The following is a 20,070-nucleotide window of genomic DNA, read 5'->3' on the forward strand; positions in this document are numbered from 1 at the left end:
CCTAAAAGGGGGCAGCCCGAACAGGGTCGATCAGTAATGCGCTGCACCCTTATAGGTCCGTCCTCTGCGCATCGTATCGTTTCTCATGGAAATAGCCTCCTTCATTCTGGTTGCTTTCATTGTATCGGAACATCCGACGTCGGCAAACCGTCTTTTTTGGCTATAATCGTTTCTTCCTGTTGCCAAAATAAACCGGAGCGGAAAAGAGGTCTTTTCCGCCCCGGGTTCAAGGTCTCGGCGTTTTCGTTTCGTATATGGACGATCCGCTAGTTGTTGATCGTCAGTTTAAAGCCGTTTTGCAAGTAATACAGTCCCGGGTACGCGACGTTGCTCGTCTTCAAGCCGTTGAACGTGGCCGCGCCGTTGCTCGTGTAGGCGAATACCGCCGCGCCCAGATGCGGGCCCGAAAATCTCGACGTAGTCACGCCGTCCAGCCCCGTGCCGTTGATCGTCATATTGTTGAACACGACATTCTCGAAGCCGCCGCCGTAGCCGAACTGGATCGCGTCGCGCTGCGAATTGAGAATATCGATGTTCGTGAACGTCACGTTGCGAATGGCGTCGCTCGACGCCTCGAGGTCGATCGCGCCGCGTTCGCCGTTGTACAGATCCTTGCTGGTGCCGCAGTTCACGATCGTATTGTCGGAGAAAACGATGCCCGTGTTGTTCTGGAAGTGGTAGCCCGGAAAGACCGTGTTCATCCGGATGCCGGACCCGCCGACGCAGTCGACGATGTAGTTGTGGTCGGCCTTGTGACCGCTGCCGCCGAAGAAGGCGATGCCGCCGGCGCGCCAGTTGTTCTCGATCGTGTTGTACGAGAACGTATTGTTGACGCCGGCCGGCGCCCCGTTCGTGTTGCTGGTCCACACGGCCAGCGCGTCGTCGCCGTTGTTCCGGAGGTTGCTGTTCCGGACGGTCGAGTTGCTCGTGCCCTGGGCGAAGTTGACGCCGTCGGCCAGATTGTTGCGGATGCGGCTGTTCTCGATCGTCAGCCCGTTCGCGTAGATGGCTGGCGTATGGGCATAATCCCCGACCCAGAAGCCGCATTCAAAGTGCTCTACCCAAACGTCGTGGATGACGGAATTCGTGCCGAAATTGTCCATGAAGCCTTTGTAGACGGCGTTTTGGCCGTACCGCGATCGCAGGTTCGAGTTCAGATACACGTTGCCGAAATCCAATTTGCCGGAGATCCGCAGCGAGATGCCGCCTCCCGACGCGTTGGGGTTCGTAAACTGGACGTTCGTGTACCAGAAGCCGGCGCCCGTAACGGTCAGATTGTTGATCATGTTGTTCGCGGAGCCGATCTCCCACATGCCGCTCAGATGGAACGTCCCTTCCGGGATGTAGAGCGTTTTGCCGGAGGCGACCGCGGCGTTGACGGCGGCCTTGAAGGCGGCCAGATCGTCCTGCCCGTCGTTTGCCACGGCGCCGTAATCGGTCACCGAGACGGAATTGGTTGGACGCGGAACGGCAGTAGGCACAGGCTCTATCTCGAGGAAGTCGACGCCGTATTCCAGGCTATCCCCGTTGTTTTTCTGAATGCGGATCGAATCGCCGGGCTTCAGCGGCGTATCCAGCTTCCAGTGGACTTCGTCGAAGCGGAACAGCGGCCGGCCCGCGCTAGGCGCGTCGCCGGGCATGTCGCCCGAGAAGTACTGCCAGCTGTAGTAGGACGTCAAAGACACCGTCTTGGCCTTGGCGCCGTTGACGAATACGTCCAGCGATCCGTTCAGTCCCATCCCGTCCTGCGAGTCGGGCATCGTAAAGCGCATCGTAACGCCCGCGCCCCCCTGCCCTTGCCGCACCGTCCACGTCGCGCTCGCGCCGTTCGCAGGCAGCGCGGCATACTTTTGGCCGGACGCTTCCGATGCCGTCAGCGACTGGTCGAACGTAGGCGCGGTCCGCAGCACGGCGCCTCCGCCCAAGTCGGCGTCCTCCGTGTCATAGCGGCTGTAGGGTACGGTTGCGCCGCGCTGGCCGTAGACGACCAGATTGGTCGTGCCGACGTTGTTCGCCTGCTTGCTCTCCAGCTCGCTCGCGTCCGCCACCGCGGTCGTCGTCACCGTGTAGCTGCCGCTCGCGGCCGTCCATGTGCCGGGCAGGACGATATTCGCGGACGCGCCCGGGGCCAAGACGCCGTTGTACGCGCCGCTGAACGTCTGAACCGTCGTTCCGGCGGCGTTCTTCAAGACGACCGTGACGTCATGCGCCCCACCGGCCGTCGCGATAGTGCCTTGGTTTTTCAGATTGACGGAGAAGCTCACCGCGTTGCCCGCGACGGGCGCGTTCGGCGACCAGGAGACGGCGCCGACGAGATCCGAGCTCGCCACCGGCGTCACGGTCATCGCGTTCGGATTCGTGTAGCTATTGTTGTCCTTATTCAGCTCGATGATCGCGTTGCTTTCGTCGACTTTGGCGCCGACGCTATAGGTGCCCGCGTTTTTCGCGCCGGCATTGACCGACACGGTCGTCTGCGCCCCCGCCGCGAGCGCGCCGACGGCGGCGGTGCCCGCCGGCTCGTTGTTCAGATAGAAGTTGACGGTCGTCGCGGGCGCGTTGTCGGTCCCGATGTTTTTCACAGTCGCGTTCAGCGTAATCGCGTTGTTCTCGACCGGAGACACCGGCGACCAGGACATGCCGGCAATCGTCAAGTCGGGATTCGGAGCGGGCGCGCCGAACACCTGGAATTCGGCCATTTGGCCTGCGGGCGCGCCCGAATTCGAAGCGATGTTCAGTTGCAGCCGCTTGACCGTCGCCGTGACGGGAATGGTCACCGTATTGCCGGTAGCCGGGTTAAACGTATACGCCTGCGAGGAGACGAGGTTGGCAAACGTGGTCGTGTCCTGATTGTGCCCGAGCACCTGGATCGTTTGCGTTCGCGTAGCCCAAACCGCGGCCGGATTCAGCTTAAGCACGACCGAAGTCATGTTGTAGTTGGCGCCCAGGTCGAGCGTCAGCGTGCTCGGGTTGCCCGCTCCTTCCCAATACGTACTCGTATCGTTGTCGTTGGCGTTGGTCGCCACATAGGTATACGTGTTGGACGAGGCAGTAATCGGCTTGCCGATCGCGATATTGCTTCCCGGCGACGGTGTCGGTGTCGGTGTTGGCGTTGGCGTCGGTGTCGGCGTTGGTGTTGGCGTTGGTGTTGGCGTTGGCGTCGGTGTTGGCGTCGGCGTGGAGGTTGCCGCCTCGATCGTGATCTGGTCGACGTTGACGTTGGCCGAATCGCCAGGATCGTATTTGTAAGCGATCGTATTGGTGCCGGCGTTCAAATTGAGCGACTCCGTCTTGGTGCCCCACGTATCCCAATTGGCCAAGTTCGGCAGCGACGTCGTTCTCGCTTTCGCGCCGTTCACGTAGATGCTGAGCGTACTTGCCGCGCTATTCGCGTTGCCGTATCTCAGCGTGACGTTACGGTTGCCGGCGCTCGGCACGTTGACGGTAAATGTCGTCGTCGCCCCTTGGTTCCAGTAGCCGTCGACGAACCCCGTGCCGGCGTAGCCCGCATGGTCCGTGTTCACCTTCGCCCCGCCGGTCAGCGCGGCAGATTCGGCTTGATACGTATCGGTGCCCGGCGTCGGGGACGGCGTCGGCGTCGCGCCGTCCGCTCCGTAAATTTCAAGCTCCGAGAGCTGCGCGGCAGGCCAGCCGGTATTGGCCGTGAAATTCAATTTGACGTATCGCGCGCTCGCTGCGGCGAAGTTGATCGTAACCGCATTGCCGCTGGCCGGATTAAACGTGTAACCGGCCGAAGCGACGAGATCCGCGAACGTCGTCCCATTCGCGCTGCCTTGGACCGCCAGCGTCTGCGTCCTTGCTTCCCAGCCGGCGGGCAGTTTCAACACGAGCTGGTCGATGCTGACGCTGGACCCTAGATCGACTTGAATCCACTGCGGAAAGGCGTTGTTCGTGCTTTCCCAATACGTGCCGGCGTCGCCGTCTTTGACATGGCTCGGCGCATAGTTCTGGGATTGGCCGTTTGCGGTGATCGTCTTGCCCGGCGTCAGATTCGTTCCGCCGGCGGCGGATGCCGGCGAGAACGGACCGATTGCCAGGATCAGGCCGGTAAACAGCATGCTCACGATTAACGACCAGGCGATATACTTATGGCGCATTACAGTCCTCCTCTTGTCGATGGGTTGCACGGCGAGAAAAGCAAAAGGAACTTCGAAGTGCCATGACAGCGGTTCCAATTCTAATCGCTTTCAACGCTTGCCAAAAAGCCCGTTTTTCCTAATCCCCTCCTCTTCTCCGATCGCGCGAGGCGAACGCAGGACCAGGCCGCCTCGTTTGCCTTCGCGCCTTTTCATTATAGAGACTGGACCGGCCGGCCGATGAGGAGCAATCTTACGCGAATGATAGGCGATTCCATGCACCTTGCGTTTCATCCGATCATCGGCAGCATCGCCAGCTTCCGCATAGCGCAGCCGATTGCTGGGAAACACATAAAGGGATTCGAGAACAACCCAGAGGGGATCAGGTGAGCGCGGATGGCAACTCGAGGGTGGGAACAACTGCTGGTGGAGAAGTTTCAGGGAAACGCCGACTTTGCCATCAAGCAAGCCGTCATCGCAGGCCGGGCCGTCGCCGTCTATATGTTCGAATCGATCGTCGATCTCCCGGCGACGCTGGAACGGATGGATCAAAGCCTCGTCGGCCTTCGCCCGGACATTCGCGCACTGGAGCAGCTAGCCGATCTCTACCGGCTCCGCGCGGATCCTACGTTAACGGAACTGGCGCATCTCCTGCTGCAAGGCAAGCTGGTCATCCGCCATCCGGAGTCGGGCGAGCCCATGGTGTTCAAGGCGGAACCTCCCGCCATCACGCGGCCGGTCTCGTCCGCGGAAAACGAGAATCGGATCCAGGGCGCCAACGACGCCTTTACGGAAGAACTTCAGATCAACATCGGCCTCCTTCGCAAAAATCTGAAACGGCAGGATTTGATGATCGTCAAGTATTCGCTCGGGAGCACGTCTTGCCGGGAAGTCGCGCTGGTCTATCTTCGGAGCGAGACCAACCCCGAGATCGTCCGCGCGGTGGACGACCGCTTGAAGCAAAACAAGCGCCGGGACATCCGGCAAGTCGACGATTTGCTCGGCCTATTGGGGCATCCCAGATTTGCGCTGGTGGCCACGTACGTTTCGACGGAGCTGCCGGAGGAAGCCGCTCAAAATTTGCTGGACGGCAAAGCAGTGCTGCTCTTGGATCAGTTCCCGAACGCTTTGGCGGTTCCGGCGATCGTCCGGGATGTTTGGTCCATCAAGACGGACCACAACTATCCGCAAACTTATTTGGCTTTTTTCCGGTTTATCCGGTTGATCGGCATCGTCTTCGCGATCGTCATGCCGGGTCTCTACGTCGTGCTCAACTCCGTCAATCCGGAATTGCTGCGGATTCAGCTTGCCCTCTCGGTCGCCAAAAGCCGCGAAGGCGTCCCTTATCCCGCGTTTATCGAAGTGCTGCTCATGCTGCTCGTCCTGGAAATGGTCATCGAAGCGACTACCCGCTTGCCCAAGAGCATCGGTCCGACGATCACGATGATCGGAGGCATTATTCTCGGACAAGCCATCGTGCAGGCGAAGCTGGTCAGCAACCTGCTCATCATCATCCTGGCGGCTTCGACGATCGCGAATTTTACGGTCGCCGGATATTTGAATACGATCGGCATCCGCATTTTCAAATACGTCGTGCTGTTCGTCAGCGCCGCTTTCGGCATTTTGGGGCTCGAAGTCGCCGTCATTTGGATGTTCCTTTACTTTGCCGGCTTAAAAACGTTAACGGTGCCTTATCTCAGTCTCAGCGTGAAGGGATCGAAAGCGGATGAGTAAGCGTTTGTTGGGCGCATTATTCGTGCAGATCCATTTGGCCGCCATCCTGTCTTTCTATGCGACGAAGGTGATCGAGACAACCTCGAGCGGGCATTGGGAAGCCATCGCGATCGGGTGCTTGCTCGAGCTGCTGCTGGCTTGGTTGTATTTGAAGGGGCTTTCCGCTTTCCCCGGGCGGCACATCGGCGAGATCATTCGGGAGACGGTAGGCGCCTGGGCGGCAAGGGCGCTTCTCCTGCCGTTCGTGGCGTTTTTGTTTTTTTATGTCATTCTGCAGAGCCGCTATCAGCTCGTCAAGATCAACATCGTTATGCTGCCCTCTACGCCGCTATGGGCCGTGCTGATGTTGTATATGGCGCTGCCGATTTACGCCGCGGTCAAAGGCATTCAGACGATCGCCCGTTTGGGCGCCGCGCTGTTTCTCTCCTTCATGCCCTTCGTGGTGTTCTCGATGTTCATCAGTTATTCCAATTTTGAATGGCGCAACATTTTCCCCGTCTGGCGGTCCGATCCCGCGTTCCTCGCGCAGCCTTCGTTTTATACGAGCCTGTTCGCCTTCTCCGGCTTTTTGTTTTTGGGCATGGTCTCTTCGCGCAAGCCGGTCAAGCTGCGCAAGCTCTGGCCGGCGATGGCGCTCGTGACCGTCTTCCAATTCGCGAGTGTCTACGTGCCGCTGCTCATTTTCGGCCAGGAAACGGCGGCACGGTTTCAATACCCGGTGACGATGGCGTCGGACACGGTCGATCTCGAGTGGGTCATCTTCGATTGGCTGCCCACGTTCTCGGTCGTCTCCTCCAGCGCCCTGGGCATCGTCGAATCGTCCGTTCGGATCTGGATGATCCTGACGCTGCTTCGCAAGCTTTACTTGCCCATGGGCGACAAATGGTTGGCGGGATTGGTCGGCATTGCGATGTTTTTCCTCAGCCTGCGCATCCACGGCATGCAGATGCTGGACCGTTTCTTCGCGTTGAGCGCGACGCTGTGCCTTTACAGCATGATCGTTCTCCCGCTCGTCTTGGCCTTGTTGGGACGGTACAAAAGGAGGTCTTCCGGATGACAAGGATGACGCGGGTGCTGGCTGCCCTCCTCCCGCTCGTCCTCCTGTGCGGCTGTTGGGACGTGCGCGACATCAACAAACGCTACTTGCCCGTCGTTATGGGCATTACGAAGGGCAAGCACGCGGACTACTCCATCACGCTCCAAATTCCCTCCGTCATCGGGAAGACGCAAATCCTGCAACAGGAGGCCGACTCGATCAGCAAAGCGCTGGACCTCATCCGCACCAAAGCGGAAAAGCATGTAGACCTGCTGCATTTGCGGCTGTTCCTGATTAGCGAGGAGATGGCAAAGAGCGGCTTGGAGGATGTCATGGATTTCGCGATTCGGGCCAACGACATCTCCATCAAGGGCATGGTGGCCATCGTCACGGGCGACTTCGACAAAACGCTGCACCACCAGATCAGCCCGACCCCGGAAATATCGTCCTACGATTATTTCAGCGAGGAGAGCGGCTGGACGCCGAATGTTTCCATTGTACGAATATGGGAAGCGTTCAAGGGCAGCCAATCCTACACCGAGGATCTGGCCTATCCGATTGTGCATATGGGGACGGACACATTGTACGACTTCAGGGGCTCCGCGATCATGAAGAAGAACAAGATGGTCGGCTCCATGACGCCGGAGCAGACGTTGATCTACAATATCTTCCTGGAAAAGTATACGGGAGGAACGATCGAGGCGGCCAAAGACACGACCGTCATTATCAAAAAAGCCAAGATGCGCCACCACAAATCTTGGACGGCGTCTGGCCCGCAGCTCAAAAGCGACGTCTATCTGGACGTCGCCGTGACGGAAAACAAAAGAAACCTATCCAATCGGCAGATCGCAGAGGAGATTCGGCTGCTTATCGACGAGAAAGGCGACGAGATCGTCGCCAAAATGCGCGGACTCGACTCCGACTTCCTCGGCGTCGGCCAGATCTTCCGCCCGACGATGAACGAGAGACAAATCAAGGAATGGAAAACGAAGTGGTTCCCGCAACTGAAGTTCGAACTATCGGTCAAAGTCAACATTCGCGACAACATTTACTTCAAGGAGGGCAGGCAGCGCTAACGTCGGCGCTCCTAGCGACAAACAGATCCCGCGGGGTTCTCCTCGGGATCTGTTCATGCGTTTCGTTCGAATTCGTCATGCTTCGGTCAAAGTCCCAGCTTTTGACCTTTCTCCAACCGCTGGATTTGCTGTTCGCCGGTATCGGCGAGCTCGCGGAACTGATTGATGGTCTCCCGCATTTTAGGCAGCGCCTCCTGTTTGTAGGTGCTGATCGAATCAAGCGCAGACAGCACGTCCGCGAACGCTTGTTTCAGCGTATCGACCGAGATGCTCGTTTCGAGCGACTGCTTGTGGATCGCGGCTCCCTGCTCTTTGAGCATCCGGGATGTCCCGGCGATCAGATCGTTGGTGGTTTGGTTCAGCAGCTCGATCTTTTTCAGCACAATCTTCTGATTGTACAGCGCGCTGGCGACGGTAACCGAGATTTTGAGCGCGGAGATGGTGACGTTCTTCGCGCGGTCGACGCCGCGAATGAGTTCCTTGTTGTTGCGGATGACGACTTCGATGGCCATGATGCCTTGCTGGTTGACGACGAGCATCTGCTGCAGATCCATGACCCGCTGGCGCAGCGGGAACAGCACTTCTTCGGTGATGAACCGGATCTTGTCCGGGTCCTCCTCCCGTTGCTTGGCCGCTTCGAGCTGCGCTTCGATGGACTGATCCATCATCATGCCCAGCTGGATTTCCTTTTGCAGCTTTTTGGTCAGGTCGCGCAGCGTCTGCTGTTCGATCTCAAGCGTCGTATTGTCGTTTTTCAGCGTGACCCGCCCTTTGTCCAGGGAGACGACGATGTCCGCGATGACGGAGTCCGCCTTCTGGTATTTCAGAAAATACGCGCGAAGCGGATTGAACAGCTTGCCGAGGAAGCCGGTCTTGGCGAAGTCGATGACGCTCGGGTCCAGATCCTTCAGCTGCATATGCAGATCGGTCAGTCCTTTGGCCACCATGCCGCCTTCGTCGCCGGTTTTGGACAGGTTGCCGACCTGCACTTGCAGCAGCTGGTTTTTGCCCGAGGAAGATTTCATCGTGTTCAGGCCGAACGTCTCGATCGACTGCAGAATTTCTTTGCGTTTGTCGAGGGAATCGAGATCGATCGTCATGATCGTGGAGACGTTGTCGTCCGCGATCTGCTGAAGCTTGGCGACGTCCTCGGGGACCGGCTTCACCTCCTGCTCGATGACCGCTTTGATTTCTTCGGGGCTGGCGACTTCCATCGTGAATGACATGCGTTTTCCTCCTTAGTGGGAACCTCGTATCGCCTTACATTTGGACGTTGAACAGGTTGCCGATTTTGTACACGACGTCGTCGGTATCCGCGTTGATGCTGGCCGCTTCGTTGATGCTCGAAATGCTTTGCAGCGCTTTGATGTTGGCGTTGTAGCCGATCGTGTAGATCGGAACCTGGTACGTCTCGACCAGCGCCTTGATGTCGTTCAGCGACAAGCCCTCGTTCGTCTCCCCGTCGCTCAGGACGAAGATGATCGGCTTTTCGCCCGGATTGGCCGCGAGATGGTCCTCGAGCATCTTCAAGGCGACGATGATGCCGTCGAACGTCGCCGTGCCGCCGCCGGCCTGCAGGCTGTTCACGGCGCCGACGAACATCGACTGCTGCAGCGTATCGTACTTGGCGATCGGCAGGTTGACCGTGACGCTGCTCGAATACGAGACGAGTCCGATCGCGTTGTCTTTGCCCAGGTACTTCTGCCCCTTCATCAGCGACTCCTTGAGCCGGTTCAGCGGCTCGCCGTCCATGCTGCCGGACACGTCGGTGACGAAGACGGCCGCAAGCGGCTTGCTTCCGTTTTTCTTTTCCTTCCACAGCTTTTGCGCGGAGGACAGCAGACCGCCGTCGACCGGCGCGAGCTCCGACTTGTAGTCTTTCAATTGGTTGAAGCCGTTTTTCTCGGCGGCCTTCTGGTAGCTGTCCTGGGTGACGAAATCGGAGAATGCTTTGAGGATGTCGAGCTTCGCCTTCGGCAAGTCGCCCAGCGCGTACAGCGGGCTGTCGTGCCGCACGCCGAACGGCGTGAACACGTAGCCGCTTTTCAGATCGGCCGCGTTGAAGTACGTCTGGTATTCGAGGACGAAGCCGTCCAGCATGCCGGACTTGGCCGCGTCGCGCATCTGAATGGTCGTCGACGCGATGAACGGCACGTTGGCTTGGAACTTCTCGAACCCTTGAACGGCTTTGTCGCTGAGCAGATTGGCGCTATCGAACGTGCTGAGCGCCGTCACCAGAAAGTTCAGCCCCGTCGAACTGGCGAACGGATCGGTGTAGCCCATCGAAAACTCGTTGTTCGCGATGGCGTCGGTGACGGTCTTGACGTTAACCGAACCGTACTTGTCGACAAGCGCGTCGTACTTCGCCTTGGCGATCACGATTCCGGGGACGTTCCCGACGAGCCGCTCCGACACGAGCGTCGTTTTGACGCCGCTCGCCTTGACCATTTCGCCCCACAGCTCGTTCGAAGGCGTGAAGGCGTCCGGAACGTATTTTCCCGATTTGATGTAGTCCGTGGCGGTGCCGGAGGCGATGTTGCGAATCTTTACGGACACCTGCTGCCCGTTCACGGTCGGCTTGGATTGGTTAAAGGCCGTCGCCACCTCGGTCAGCCAGCCGTCCACGCCGGTCCCCGACTTCTCCGTGGAGGAGAAGATTTCGACGAATGTCCCGGTCGTGGGCTCGACGGTAACCGGGAACTTGGAAATGTCCGGGAGCGACGACGCGACGTCGATCGGATCGAGGTCGATCTGACCCTTGATCGGTTCGGCCGTGCCGACGCGAATGTCCTTGTACAGCTTGCTCAGCCGTTTGCCCGCGTCCTCTGCGGACACCTGGGACTTCGATTTGCCCAGATTGGAAGTCAGGTTGACGCCGTAGTAGACGAGGCCGAAGACGACGGCCAAGATCACAAGGGATAAGAGCAGAAATTTACCGGCTTTGGGCATGTTCGGCACCTCTTACTGTCTGTAGAATTTGGTTTGCTTGATGAGCGCGTCGATCTCTTGCATCCCCGGCATCCCTTCGATGTCCCCCGGTTCGATGCCGTCGAGGCGCGAAATCTCGACCAGCAGCTTATCCAGCTTGAGCAGCATTTCCTCGTTCGTGGCGAGCGATTGCTTGACGAAGATCAGATGGGCCTGATAGAGCGCGGCCTTCTCTTCGAGGAGCTGCGGCGGCAGCCGGGACGATCCGCCCGCGGTGATGCTGCGGTACTCGGCTTCGTCAAAGACGTTCAGCCGGTTCAGGACGCTGCGGATATTCAGGTAGAACAGCTTCTCCACCTCTTCGATGACAGAGGCGAACTTGCCGTAGCTCAGCTCCCCCGGCGCGAAGCGCTGACCCAGCGCCGAACGCAGCGTCTCCTGCTTTTTGTCCATGCGTTCGATCTGCGACAGCGCGAGCGCGATATCGCCTTCCAGCGGCTTGACGCGGCGAAAGCGCGACAGCGCCTGCTCGAAATCATCGCGCGACTGGATCTCGCGAACCTTTACGGCGGCCGGCTGGCGGAACAGCATGGCGTAGCTGGCGTAGAGCAGGAGCAGGGCGCTCGCGACGAGCAGCGTGATTCCCGCCGCGGTCTGCATCGCGCTCTCGCCGATCCGCAAGCCGACCATTCCCGGCGAGAGAACGATAATATCGACGGCTGCGATCCCGATGACGAGAACGAGCAATTTGATGAATTTGGCACCCATGTTCGCTTGCTCCTTCTTGGTTCTATTCTGTAGGGCGTCGGACCGGCGACCGCTTCGCTTTCCTTAAGGTGGATTACGGGGGATCGGGACGGAATGTTTCATTTTCCTTCCAAAAGGCGCTTCGTTCTATAGTCTATTGGCCTCAAAAAGGAAATACGCATGATTCCGGGGTAGGGTCCGGCGTTGGAAAGCCCGGCACCATTTTCATATTCGACATGATCCTGCCATATCCTTGCCGTCCGGCAAAAAGAATTGGCGAATGTTGGGGAAGCGGGTCGGTCCATCCCTTTGATCCGGCCGGAGACAGAAAAAAGCCCGCCGGCTCGGCGGGCTACTCTCGCTTCAAAGCTCCATCGTCATAAACACGCTGTTCGGATCCGGCTCGTAGTCGGCGAACGGATCGCATTCGCGGAAGCCGACCCTCCCGTACAGCCGACGGGCGGGCTCGAAGTACGCCATCGATCCCGTCTCCAGGCTGATCCGCCGATAGCCGCGCCGCCTGGCCTCGCCGATAATATGCGTCAGCACCCCCAGGGCGACGCCTTTGCGCAAATGCCTCGCCGACGTACGCATGGATTTGAGCTCTCCATGCGACTCGTCCAACTCCTTCAGCGCTCCGCAGCCAAGCAGCGATCCGTCCTCCCATGCGGTCCAGAACGTCACCTCCGGCTTTTTGAGGCCCGATAGGTCAAGGGCGTGGACGCTATCCGGCGGAGAATGCTCGTACATGCTGCGCATATGTTCTTCCAGCAGCTCGATGATTTCGCTGCCGTCCAAGTCGTCAACCTTGATCTGCATCCCGCTCACTCCCGATACTCTTTATGTCATCATTCCTGACATCAATTATAGTATCCATTCGACAATGGCGCCAGATGATCGATGAAAAAACGGGGCCGTCCCCCATCATCAGAGATGACTGGGGACAGCCCCTTCCGGGGGAGCGCACCTAGCCGCATCAGCGAATCCTGCGGCGTCACGGTTCCCGCGTGCGATCGCGCTTGGTGCCGCGCGGGGCGACGCACAGCTCGAGAAAGTCGGAGGCCGCGACGATGTCGGGGAAGACGTCCCGGACTTCGTCGAGCAACTGCGCGACGGCGGCATCGTCGTACCGGCCGCTGATATGCGTCACGGCGAGCCGCCCAACCCCGGCGTCGGCTGCAGCCTGTGCAGCCTGCAGCATGGTCGAGTGCCCGTAGGCGGCCGCCTTTTCCTCCAGACCCGCGCCGAAGGTCGCTTCGTGGACGAGCAGATCCGCGTCCCGGGCCAGATTTCCTACGGCTTCGCACGGCGTCGTATCGCCCAGGATCGTCACGATCCGCCCGGGCGCGGGCGGACCGACGGCTTCGGCGGCGCGCAGCGTCTCGCCGTTCGGCAACGTGACGTCTTCCCCGCGCTTGAGCTTGCCGAAAAGCGGACCCGGCCGGAGGCCGAGCGCGGCCAGCAGCTCCAGGTTCAGCGGCCCGGGACGCGGACGCTCCGCGACCCGGTAGCCGAAGCTGCGAACCCGATGAACGAGCTCGTCCGCGACCACGTCGAAGTCGTCGTCCCCGATCGCGATCGGGCCCGGCGCGATCTCGACGATCTCCAGCTCGTAGTTCAGATGGGCGCCGCTTTGCAGGAACACGCACGCCAGATAGGCGCGCAAGCCCGGCGGGCCGTAAACGGATAGCTTGCCCGCGCCTTCGTAATAGGTGCGCGAGCTGAGCAAGCCCGGGAGCCCGTAGAGATGATCGCCGTGGAGATGCGTAATGAAGATCCGCTCCAGCTTGTTCAGCTTCAGCTTGGCGCGCAGCATCTGATGCTGCGTGCCCTCTCCCGCGTCGAACAGCCAATAGCGGTGCTGGTGCTCGGGGAACAGCAGCGCGATCGAGGTGACGTTCCGCTCCGTCGTCGGACGCCCGGCGCTCGTGCCCAGGAACATGAGGTTCATATGGACGCCTCCATGGTGCCGTTCTTCCAGCGATCGGCAAGAATAGAACTATTATACCCCAACGGCAATCGCTTCGATCTCGATCAAAAAGCGCTCGTCCACGAGCCTGCTCGCTTCGACGGCCGAGCTGGCGGGCGGCTTGGCGGTTTGGACGTATTCGTCCCGAATCTCCCGGACCGTCCGAATCTGCGCGATGTCGGTCAAAAAGAAAGTCAGCTTGACGACGTCATGGAAGTCGGCACGAGCCGCTTCGAGCGCCGCGCGAATGTTCTCGAACACCTGCCGGGTCTGGGCTGCGAGATCTCCCGGTCCGACGAGCTCGCCGGCCGCATTGAGCGCGACCTGGCCGGAGATGTATATCGTGCGTCCCTGCCTTGCTTCGACGACATGCGAATATCCGTTCGCAGGCGGCATCGTCGCCGGACTGTTATAATGGATAAGGTTGTCATGGACCATTTCGCTCTCTCCCTCGATATGCGATGCCGGAGGCCAAGCCGCCGGACCGTTCATAAAGTGCCTCCAACTCGGAAAAGCTTGATTTCATAGACGGCGTCCCGCTTATTTGTGACTCATTTGGACAATATCGCCGTATATAAACACATAGAGAAGCCCCTTTGGCCTCGGTCAGAAAGGATGATGGTTATTCGTATGCCTAGCAGTCGGTTGTGGTCGGAACGTTTGCGGGACATGATGGTGAACCACCGCGTGATCTCTTTTTTGCTGGTCCTATTGCTCCTCGGCGTCAACATCATGGTGCTGAACAAGATCTCGTTTATCTTTCATCCGATCGCGGTTCTGATCAAGACCGTCGCCTTGCCGATCGTCCTAACCGTCGTCGCCTATTACCTGCTCAATCCGATCGTCGAATACTTGGAAAAGCGAGGCGTGAAGCGCGTCTACTCGATCCTCGCGCTCTACCTGCTCATCGTCGGCATTGTGACGCTGATCGTGGTCGCCGTCGTACCTCTCTTGCGGAACCAGATCCAAAGCCTGATCGAGCATTTCCCCGAGTACAGCGTCCTGGTACAGCTGCGCATCGAAGAATGGCTCGGCAGCGACTTCTTCAACCAGCTCCAGCAGTCGCTCGGCTTCGATACGACCCACCTGACGAACGAAGTATCCGCGCGTTTCACCTCTGTCCTGAACAACGCCTGGACCAGTCTGGGCGGCGTCGTCGGCGCGATCACGGAAACCGTCGTTTCGATCATTACCGTGCCGTTTATCCTGTTCTACCTGCTGAAGGATCGCCGCAAGCTGGCGCCGTTCGTCCTGGACTTTCTGCCGCCGGCTCTGCGCCCGCGCTCCTTCCGGGTCATGCTCGAGATCAACGACCAGATCAGCTCCTACATCCGCGGACAGATCATCGTGAGCTTTTGCATCGGCTTCCTGCTGTATATCGGCTATCTGGTCATCGGCTTGGATTATGCGATGGTCCTGGCGCTCACTGCCGCTTGCACGAGCATCGTTCCCTACCTGGGGCCGGCGATCGCGATCACGCCCGCGCTGATCGTCGCCGCCGTCACTTCTCCGATCATGCTGCTGAAGATGATCGTCATCTGGACGATCGTCCAGCTCGTCGAGGGCAAGTTCATTTCCCCGCAAATCATGGGCAAGACGATGCGCATTCATCCGATTACCATCATCTTCGTCATCCTGACGGCCGGTCACCTGTTCGGCATTATCGGCATCATCCTTGCCGTCCCCGGCTATGCCGTGCTCAAGGTGTTCGCCACCCATCTGTTCCGCTGGTTCAAGCGACGGTCCGGCATTTATCCCGAGTCGTCCGAAGAGATCGTTCCTTGAGCGATCGCTCACGGCCGCAACGCTGCCGCTCCGACTAAAAAAAAGCACCCAAGCGGGTGCTTTTTTCGAGCTTCCCGGAGCCATCCGAGCAAATGGGCGAAAAACGAACTTAATACGGATAAGTCCAGAATCGCTCCGCGCCGAACCGCGCCAGGAGCTCCACGTTTTCGAGCGCTTTGCTGCCCAGCAGTTCCGGCGCTTGAAATTGCGATTTGTGAGCTTGAATGGACGCCATCTTCTGCGCCAAGTAATCCGATACGTCCTCTACGACGTCCGGCTGACCGATATGCGCCTCGTGATCCCGAGAAAACGCCAAGCAATAAACGATCGGCCTCCGCTCGGCCGGCATCCGCCCGATCGTCCGGACGACCGCCGCTCCGCAGGCGTCGTGATCGGGATGAACGCTGTATCCGGGATAAAAGGTGACGACCAGCGTCGGCTGAACCTCCTGGATGAGCGCATCGATCTGGGCGTCGAGCTTGTCCTGGTCTTCGAATTCGATCGTCTTGTCATGGAAGCCGAGGAGACGCAAGTCCTGAATGCCGATCGCCTTGCAGGACGCCTCCAGCTCGCCTTTGCGGATCGCGGGCAGCGTAACCCGGTTCGCGAAAGGCGGAACGCCCATATTGCGCCCCATCTCTCCCAGCGTCAGGCAAGCGTATGTCACTTGCGCGCCTTGGCTAATATACTTGGCAAGGGTGCCGGACAATCCGAACGCTTCGTCGTCCGGATGCGGCAGGATAACGAGAATGCGAGCATGCATCGCAAATGCCTCCTTTCGGTTAGAACGGCTCCCGGCCGAGCTGCAGGGCGACGACCAACTTACCTTGGGCGTCGTGGCCGGCCAGAATCAGCCGGTCCGGGTCTTCCTCGGCGTAATGCGTCAGCCCTTCGGAGTAGACCCAGCCTTCCGGCATCTTGAGTCCGACCCGGAAAGGTCCGCTGCCGGAAATCGAGCCTTGGGCATAGCGAACGCGAGCGTTGGTGATGAAGGTCGCGGCCGGATGCTTCGTCTCGTCGAAGTGCGCGGCATAGGCGCCGGTCGTCATTTCCAGATGAAGATAAAGTTCCTGGTGCGCCAAGCTTTCAAGCCTTTGCTGCACGGCATCTTTCTGAATGGGCTTCATACGTCATACCTCCCGGCACAGTCTTCCATGGGCTAGCTCGTGCTGCGCATAGGACTAGTTTAACACACTTCCTCCCTCCTTCGATATAAACAGTGCGAGGATTTGCCACTCTTTATTCCCGCCGGCTCGCTCGGTTCTGCTCAGAACGAGGACGAGGCCATGCAAAAACCCTGCCGGGCGCGCCCGGCAGGGTTGGGATCGAATCCGAGAATTTCGGCTTACAGGATGGAAGCGAGGTACGCTTCGAGCTGCTCGAACGTGCCGCCGAACCCTTGCTTCATGCTGTCGTGCATGCCGCGGAAGGCTTCGTTCCCCTCCGGCGTTTCGCGAAGAGGACGTCCCCGCAGCGTCAAGATCGTCCGGTCTCCCTGTTCCTCGAACGTCCAAACGTTCCAAATCTCCTCCGGCCAGTTATGAATCTGAAACGGATTTGGCGCCAGTTCGCCGTTTTCGTCGGCAAACGAGTTGACGAAGACGACCTTTTCCGGGGTCACAATTTCTTGGTAAACGAACCGGCCCCACATTTTCGGTCCCGACTCGGGCTGCATGCTGTAGAGCATGATCCCGCCTGGCCGAAGGTCGAACTTTTCTACGGTCAGGGATGTGCCTTTCGGTCCCCACCAATACTTCAGATGCTCCGCCTCCGTAAACGCCTTGAACACCAGCTCTCGAGGCGCATCGAAGGTTCTCGTCAGAACCAATTCCGTTTCGGTTGCGTTAGCTGCACTACGGTCGTTCATTTTCATTACCTCCATTCGAAATAAGGTAGGGATACCTATCTCCGATCGTCCCGAGGGGGAGAACCGACGCCGATGCGGAGCGAGGCTGGAACGGCGTCGTTATCCGTCCGGCGGCCGCAGCCGCTCCAGGTAATCGTCCAGCCGGTCGAGCTGATCGACCCACGTCCGGCTGAAGGACGACAGCCACGCATCCAGCTCCTGCAGCGGCTCGGGACGGAGCCGGTAGATGCGGCGGTTGGCCGACGGCAGCGCCGTGACAAGTCCCGCTTCCCCCAGGACGCGCAAGTGCTTGGAGGCTTGAGGCTGATGCAGTCCGAGGCGCTCGGCGATCTCCCCTACGGCGAGCGGTCCGGCGCGCAACAGTTCCACGATGCGCAAGCGGTTCGGATCGGCGAGCGCACTCAGCGTAGCCGCGTTCAGGCGCGGTTTGCCGTGGGGTGGGTCCATCCGTCTCGCCCCCTTTCCTTAACCAATATACCACAAAAAGAATATACGTTCAACGGAATATTCAAATAAAAAAAACGGACCGCGTCGACTTGCGCGGGCCGATGGCTTGATCAAACGAAAATGGCGCTACGCTCCCCCGAACGCGGATGCTTCTCCGAGCGCCGGCATCAACCGCCTCGGGGGAACGGACTTCGGCCGGTTTACTCGCTCTGGAGAATGGATGCTTCCCGGTTGCGGATATCGCGCCGCAAACTGTTTGCCACTTCCCGACTGATTTCGTTGCGGTCGTAGAGACATTGCACCTCGTCCCGCTCCGCCTGGATGGCGATCCATTGCAGATCCCGCTTGACCTTCTCGTCGCCTCGCGAAGTCGGGTATGGAGACGACAGGTTCTCCCGGACAAAGCGGTAATGGCGGATGACGTCGGCCGCCGCTTTCGGCGTCGAATCCGCATCTTCCTTTTCGAACGCATCGATAACCGCTTCGCAAGTACGGAGCTTGATTCCTTTCATCGCACGGCGGTCGACGACGGACAAGTCCCTTTCTTTTTTGAACGCATGTTTGATCATGCGATATAGCCGTTTGAAGAACACGCTCCCGATGCGAACCCTTCCGGCGACGATCCTCTCGATTTCATCCGCGTTTTGCAGGCATATTTGCGCAAGACGCTCCGAAATCGCCCCTTCCGCGGCCATTCGGCGGACGGTCTCTTTTTCGATGCCGAGCGCCTGCAGACGCAGGGCGATCTGCTCGTCGCTGCGCTGCCGTCCTTTGCGGAGCTGGAACTGGCGAATCCAGCGATCGTATTCGGCGATGACGATCGCGGCCTCGTCCTTGTTCTCCTCCGTCGTGGCGTGACGGACCGCCTGGATGGCGGCGCGCATGAGCGCCACGTATCCCGCCTGCTCCTTTTTGGCGTTGTCGTCCTCGCGTTCGTCGATCTTGTTTTTCGCGAGCATCGGCAGGAAGATGCTCGCTGCGATCAGCGAGAACAAGATCACGAACGCCGCAAGAAAGATCACGAGGCTGCGCTCCGGAAACGGCGCGCCGTTATCGAGCACAAGCGGAATCGTGAAGGCGCCGGCCAGCGTGACCGCTCCACGCACGCCGGATAAGGACGTCATCGCCAGCATTTTGAAGGAAAACTTCGTTTTTTTGCCGGGATGCAGACGGGAATACGCGTACACCCACAAAAACCGCATCCCGATCAGCAAGATGTAAATGACCAGCGCGAAGCCAATGGCTTGGACATTGTTATGGGCGGAGTCCGCGAACACTTCGCGGAAGACGTCCGGCAGCTGGACGCCTAGGATGACGAAGACGAGACCGTTCAGCAAATAAACGATGATGGTCCACGTATTGTCCGACAATTCATGCGAACGGGATTTGATCTTCTGCGCCTGATCGCGTTCGACCGCATGAACGACGCCGCCGGCGACCGCCGCCAGGATCCCGGACAACCCCAGCTCCTCGGCGATCAGAAAGAGCGCGAAGGGCGTCAGAATATGAATGAGCATGTGCATCGTCTCGTTCTCCAGCCCCGCCCGCCGCAGCATTGTGCGCAAGCCGGTGATGAGTCCGGCCAGCACGGCACCGACGGCGAGGCCCCCGAGGAAGATGACGAGGAAGCTGACGCTCGCTTTGGAAAGCGAGAAGACGCCCGTCACCGCCGCGGCGATGGCGAATTTGAAGGCGACGAGGCCGGAGGCGTCGTTCATCAGCGCTTCGCCTTCGAGCAGATGCATGAGCCGCTTGGGCAGATGAATCCGCCCGGCCAGGGCGCCGACGGCCACCGCGTCGGTCGGAGACAGGATCGCGGCCAGACCGAACGCGACGGGCAGCGGAATGGATGGGATCATCCAGTTGATAAAGTAACCGCCGACGAACACCGTCGCGAAGACGAGGCCGACCGCGAGCAGCAGGATCGGCACCCGCAGCCGCCACAGCTCGCTGCGCGGCGTATGTTTGCCGTCGTTGTAAAGGAGCGGCGCAATGAATAGCACGAAAAACAGCTCCGGCTCCAGATGCAGGCGGAAGTCGCTCGCCAGGAGTGGAATCGCGCTGCCGAGCGCGATTTGAATGAGCGGTACGGGGACGAAAGGAATCTTATGGTTGATGACGTTGGACGCCCCGATCAGCGCGAGCAGGATCAGGATCGTGTTGAACAGCTCCATGCGGTTGTGCTCCTTTGAAAAATATAGCAAAGTAAGCGTATTGTTCCCTTCGTCCGGCGAAAGATAACCATGCATGCACGCCCGCCCAGCGACAAGCGGCAAGCATCAAGTGTGGCGGCCGAGGCCGATCGGGCTTGCAGTTGGAGCCTTTTGCTCCAACTGGCGACGGCCGGGGCCATAGGGTTGAAGCGACCATGAGAAAATCATATAATT

Annotated in this window: 16 protein-coding genes; 4 read left to right on the forward strand and 12 right to left on the reverse strand. The window is 59.3% G+C overall.

The window, feature by feature from the left end; translation table 11 throughout:
• Positions 1 to 266 precede the first annotated feature (266 nt).
• Positions 267 to 4,115 (reverse strand): discoidin domain-containing protein, encoded by a 3,849-nt coding sequence (locus LKX83_RS00455; protein ID WP_227879786.1) that lies wholly within the window; start codon positions 4,113 to 4,115, stop codon positions 267 to 269.
• A 375-nt stretch (positions 4,116 to 4,490) separates the two neighbouring features.
• Between LKX83_RS00455 and LKX83_RS00460 the strand changes: the two genes are divergently transcribed.
• From LKX83_RS00460 to LKX83_RS00470, 3 genes are read left to right on the forward strand one after another with little or no spacing between them, the layout of a single operon-like run.
• On the forward strand, positions 4,491 to 5,828 hold the full coding sequence (locus LKX83_RS00460) for a spore germination protein (protein ID WP_227879788.1): 1,338 nt from the start codon (positions 4,491 to 4,493) through the stop codon (positions 5,826 to 5,828).
• Positions 5,821 to 6,885 (forward strand): GerAB/ArcD/ProY family transporter, encoded by a 1,065-nt coding sequence (locus tag LKX83_RS00465; protein WP_227879790.1) that lies wholly within the window; start codon positions 5,821 to 5,823, stop codon positions 6,883 to 6,885. The genes LKX83_RS00460 and LKX83_RS00465 overlap by 8 nt, the downstream gene beginning before the upstream one ends.
• Positions 6,882 to 7,940, forward strand: coding sequence for a Ger(x)C family spore germination protein (locus tag LKX83_RS00470; protein WP_227879792.1), 1,059 nt, complete (start codon positions 6,882 to 6,884; stop codon positions 7,938 to 7,940). Before LKX83_RS00465 ends, LKX83_RS00470 begins: the two co-directional genes overlap by 4 nt.
• A gap of 86 nt (positions 7,941 to 8,026) precedes the next feature.
• Here the strand turns inward: LKX83_RS00470 and LKX83_RS00475 are convergent, their stop codons facing one another.
• The 6 genes from LKX83_RS00475 to LKX83_RS00500 all read right to left on the reverse strand — a co-directional run bounded on the left by LKX83_RS00475 (position 8,027) and on the right by LKX83_RS00500 (position 14,022).
• Positions 8,027 to 9,166, reverse strand: a complete 1,140-nt coding sequence (locus LKX83_RS00475) for a toxic anion resistance protein (protein WP_227879793.1) — start codon at positions 9,164 to 9,166, stop codon at positions 8,027 to 8,029.
• Between the two features lie 34 nt (positions 9,167 to 9,200).
• Complete coding sequence (locus tag LKX83_RS00480; RefSeq protein WP_227879797.1) at positions 9,201 to 10,889, reverse strand: substrate-binding and vWA domain-containing protein; 1,689 nt, start codon at positions 10,887 to 10,889, stop codon at positions 9,201 to 9,203.
• Positions 10,890 to 10,901: 12 nt separating this feature from the next.
• Complete coding sequence (locus LKX83_RS00485; protein ID WP_227879801.1) at positions 10,902 to 11,636, reverse strand: hypothetical protein; 735 nt, start codon at positions 11,634 to 11,636, stop codon at positions 10,902 to 10,904.
• A 342-nt stretch (positions 11,637 to 11,978) separates the two neighbouring features.
• Positions 11,979 to 12,434 carry a GNAT family N-acetyltransferase gene (locus tag LKX83_RS00490; protein WP_227879803.1) on the reverse strand — a complete coding sequence of 152 codons (456 nt, stop codon included), beginning with the start codon at positions 12,432 to 12,434 and terminating at the stop codon, positions 11,979 to 11,981.
• Positions 12,435 to 12,609: 175 nt separating this feature from the next.
• Positions 12,610 to 13,566 carry a ribonuclease Z gene (gene rnz, locus LKX83_RS00495; protein ID WP_227879805.1) on the reverse strand — a complete coding sequence of 319 codons (957 nt, stop codon included), beginning with the start codon at positions 13,564 to 13,566 and terminating at the stop codon, positions 12,610 to 12,612.
• Positions 13,567 to 13,617: 51 nt separating this feature from the next.
• Positions 13,618 to 14,022 (reverse strand): RidA family protein, encoded by a 405-nt coding sequence (locus LKX83_RS00500; protein ID WP_227879807.1) that lies wholly within the window; start codon positions 14,020 to 14,022, stop codon positions 13,618 to 13,620.
• Positions 14,023 to 14,214: 192 nt separating this feature from the next.
• Here LKX83_RS00500 and LKX83_RS00505 point away from each other — a divergent pair, with 192 nt between their 5' ends.
• Complete coding sequence (locus LKX83_RS00505) at positions 14,215 to 15,369, forward strand: AI-2E family transporter (protein ID WP_227879809.1); 1,155 nt, start codon at positions 14,215 to 14,217, stop codon at positions 15,367 to 15,369.
• 109 nt (positions 15,370 to 15,478) lie between these two features.
• On the opposite strand, the gene bshB2 is transcribed toward LKX83_RS00505, so the two are convergent.
• The 5 genes from bshB2 to LKX83_RS00530 form a co-directional block, all read right to left on the reverse strand.
• Entirely contained in the window at positions 15,479 to 16,132 is a 654-nt protein-coding gene (gene bshB2 / locus LKX83_RS00510; RefSeq protein ID WP_227879810.1) for a bacillithiol biosynthesis deacetylase BshB2, read from the reverse strand.
• Positions 16,133 to 16,151: 19 nt separating this feature from the next.
• On the reverse strand, positions 16,152 to 16,496 hold the full coding sequence (locus tag LKX83_RS00515; RefSeq protein ID WP_227879811.1) for a YojF family protein: 345 nt from the start codon (positions 16,494 to 16,496) through the stop codon (positions 16,152 to 16,154).
• Positions 16,497 to 16,714: 218 nt separating this feature from the next.
• Positions 16,715 to 17,236, reverse strand: a complete 522-nt coding sequence (locus tag LKX83_RS00520) for an SRPBCC family protein (RefSeq protein ID WP_227879814.1) — start codon at positions 17,234 to 17,236, stop codon at positions 16,715 to 16,717.
• Positions 17,237 to 17,335: 99 nt separating this feature from the next.
• Positions 17,336 to 17,683, reverse strand: coding sequence for an ArsR/SmtB family transcription factor (locus LKX83_RS00525; RefSeq protein WP_227879815.1), 348 nt, complete (start codon positions 17,681 to 17,683; stop codon positions 17,336 to 17,338).
• 200 nt (positions 17,684 to 17,883) lie between these two features.
• A complete protein-coding gene (locus tag LKX83_RS00530) occupies positions 17,884 to 19,857 on the reverse strand; it encodes a Na+/H+ antiporter (protein WP_227879817.1) in 1,974 nt (657 codons plus the stop codon).
• Between the last annotated feature and the right edge of the window lie 213 nt (positions 19,858 to 20,070).

Origin of the sequence: Cohnella baijiui, assembly GCF_020731285.1 — a bacterium.
In the GTDB taxonomy this organism is placed as follows: Bacteria; Bacillota; Bacilli; order Paenibacillales; family Paenibacillaceae; genus Cohnella.

Coding starts and splice junctions, on each gene's coding strand:
- LKX83_RS00480 (WP_227879797.1), bottom strand. CDS start 10,889: ATGCCCAAAGCCGGTAAATTTCTGCTCTTATCCCTTGTGATCTTGGCC.
- LKX83_RS00500 (WP_227879807.1), bottom strand. CDS start 14,022: ATGGTCCATGACAACCTTATCCATTATAACAGTCCGGCGACGATGCCG.
- LKX83_RS00490 (WP_227879803.1), bottom strand. CDS start 12,434: ATGCAGATCAAGGTTGACGACTTGGACGGCAGCGAAATCATCGAGCTG.
- rnz (WP_227879805.1), bottom strand. CDS start 13,566: ATGAACCTCATGTTCCTGGGCACGAGCGCCGGGCGTCCGACGACGGAG.
- LKX83_RS00530 (WP_227879817.1), bottom strand. CDS start 19,857: ATGGAGCTGTTCAACACGATCCTGATCCTGCTCGCGCTGATCGGGGCG.
- LKX83_RS00470 (WP_227879792.1), top strand. CDS start 6,882: ATGACAAGGATGACGCGGGTGCTGGCTGCCCTCCTCCCGCTCGTCCTC.
- LKX83_RS00465 (WP_227879790.1), top strand. CDS start 5,821: ATGAGTAAGCGTTTGTTGGGCGCATTATTCGTGCAGATCCATTTGGCC.
- LKX83_RS00475 (WP_227879793.1), bottom strand. CDS start 9,166: ATGTCATTCACGATGGAAGTCGCCAGCCCCGAAGAAATCAAAGCGGTC.
- LKX83_RS00505 (WP_227879809.1), top strand. CDS start 14,215: ATGCCTAGCAGTCGGTTGTGGTCGGAACGTTTGCGGGACATGATGGTG.
- LKX83_RS00525 (WP_227879815.1), bottom strand. CDS start 17,683: ATGGACCCACCCCACGGCAAACCGCGCCTGAACGCGGCTACGCTGAGT.
- LKX83_RS00455 (WP_227879786.1), bottom strand. CDS start 4,115: ATGCGCCATAAGTATATCGCCTGGTCGTTAATCGTGAGCATGCTGTTT.
- LKX83_RS00515 (WP_227879811.1), bottom strand. CDS start 16,496: ATGAAGCCCATTCAGAAAGATGCCGTGCAGCAAAGGCTTGAAAGCTTG.
- bshB2 (WP_227879810.1), bottom strand. CDS start 16,132: ATGCATGCTCGCATTCTCGTTATCCTGCCGCATCCGGACGACGAAGCG.
- LKX83_RS00460 (WP_227879788.1), top strand. CDS start 4,491: ATGGCAACTCGAGGGTGGGAACAACTGCTGGTGGAGAAGTTTCAGGGA.
- LKX83_RS00485 (WP_227879801.1), bottom strand. CDS start 11,636: ATGGGTGCCAAATTCATCAAATTGCTCGTTCTCGTCATCGGGATCGCA.
- LKX83_RS00520 (WP_227879814.1), bottom strand. CDS start 17,236: ATGAACGACCGTAGTGCAGCTAACGCAACCGAAACGGAATTGGTTCTG.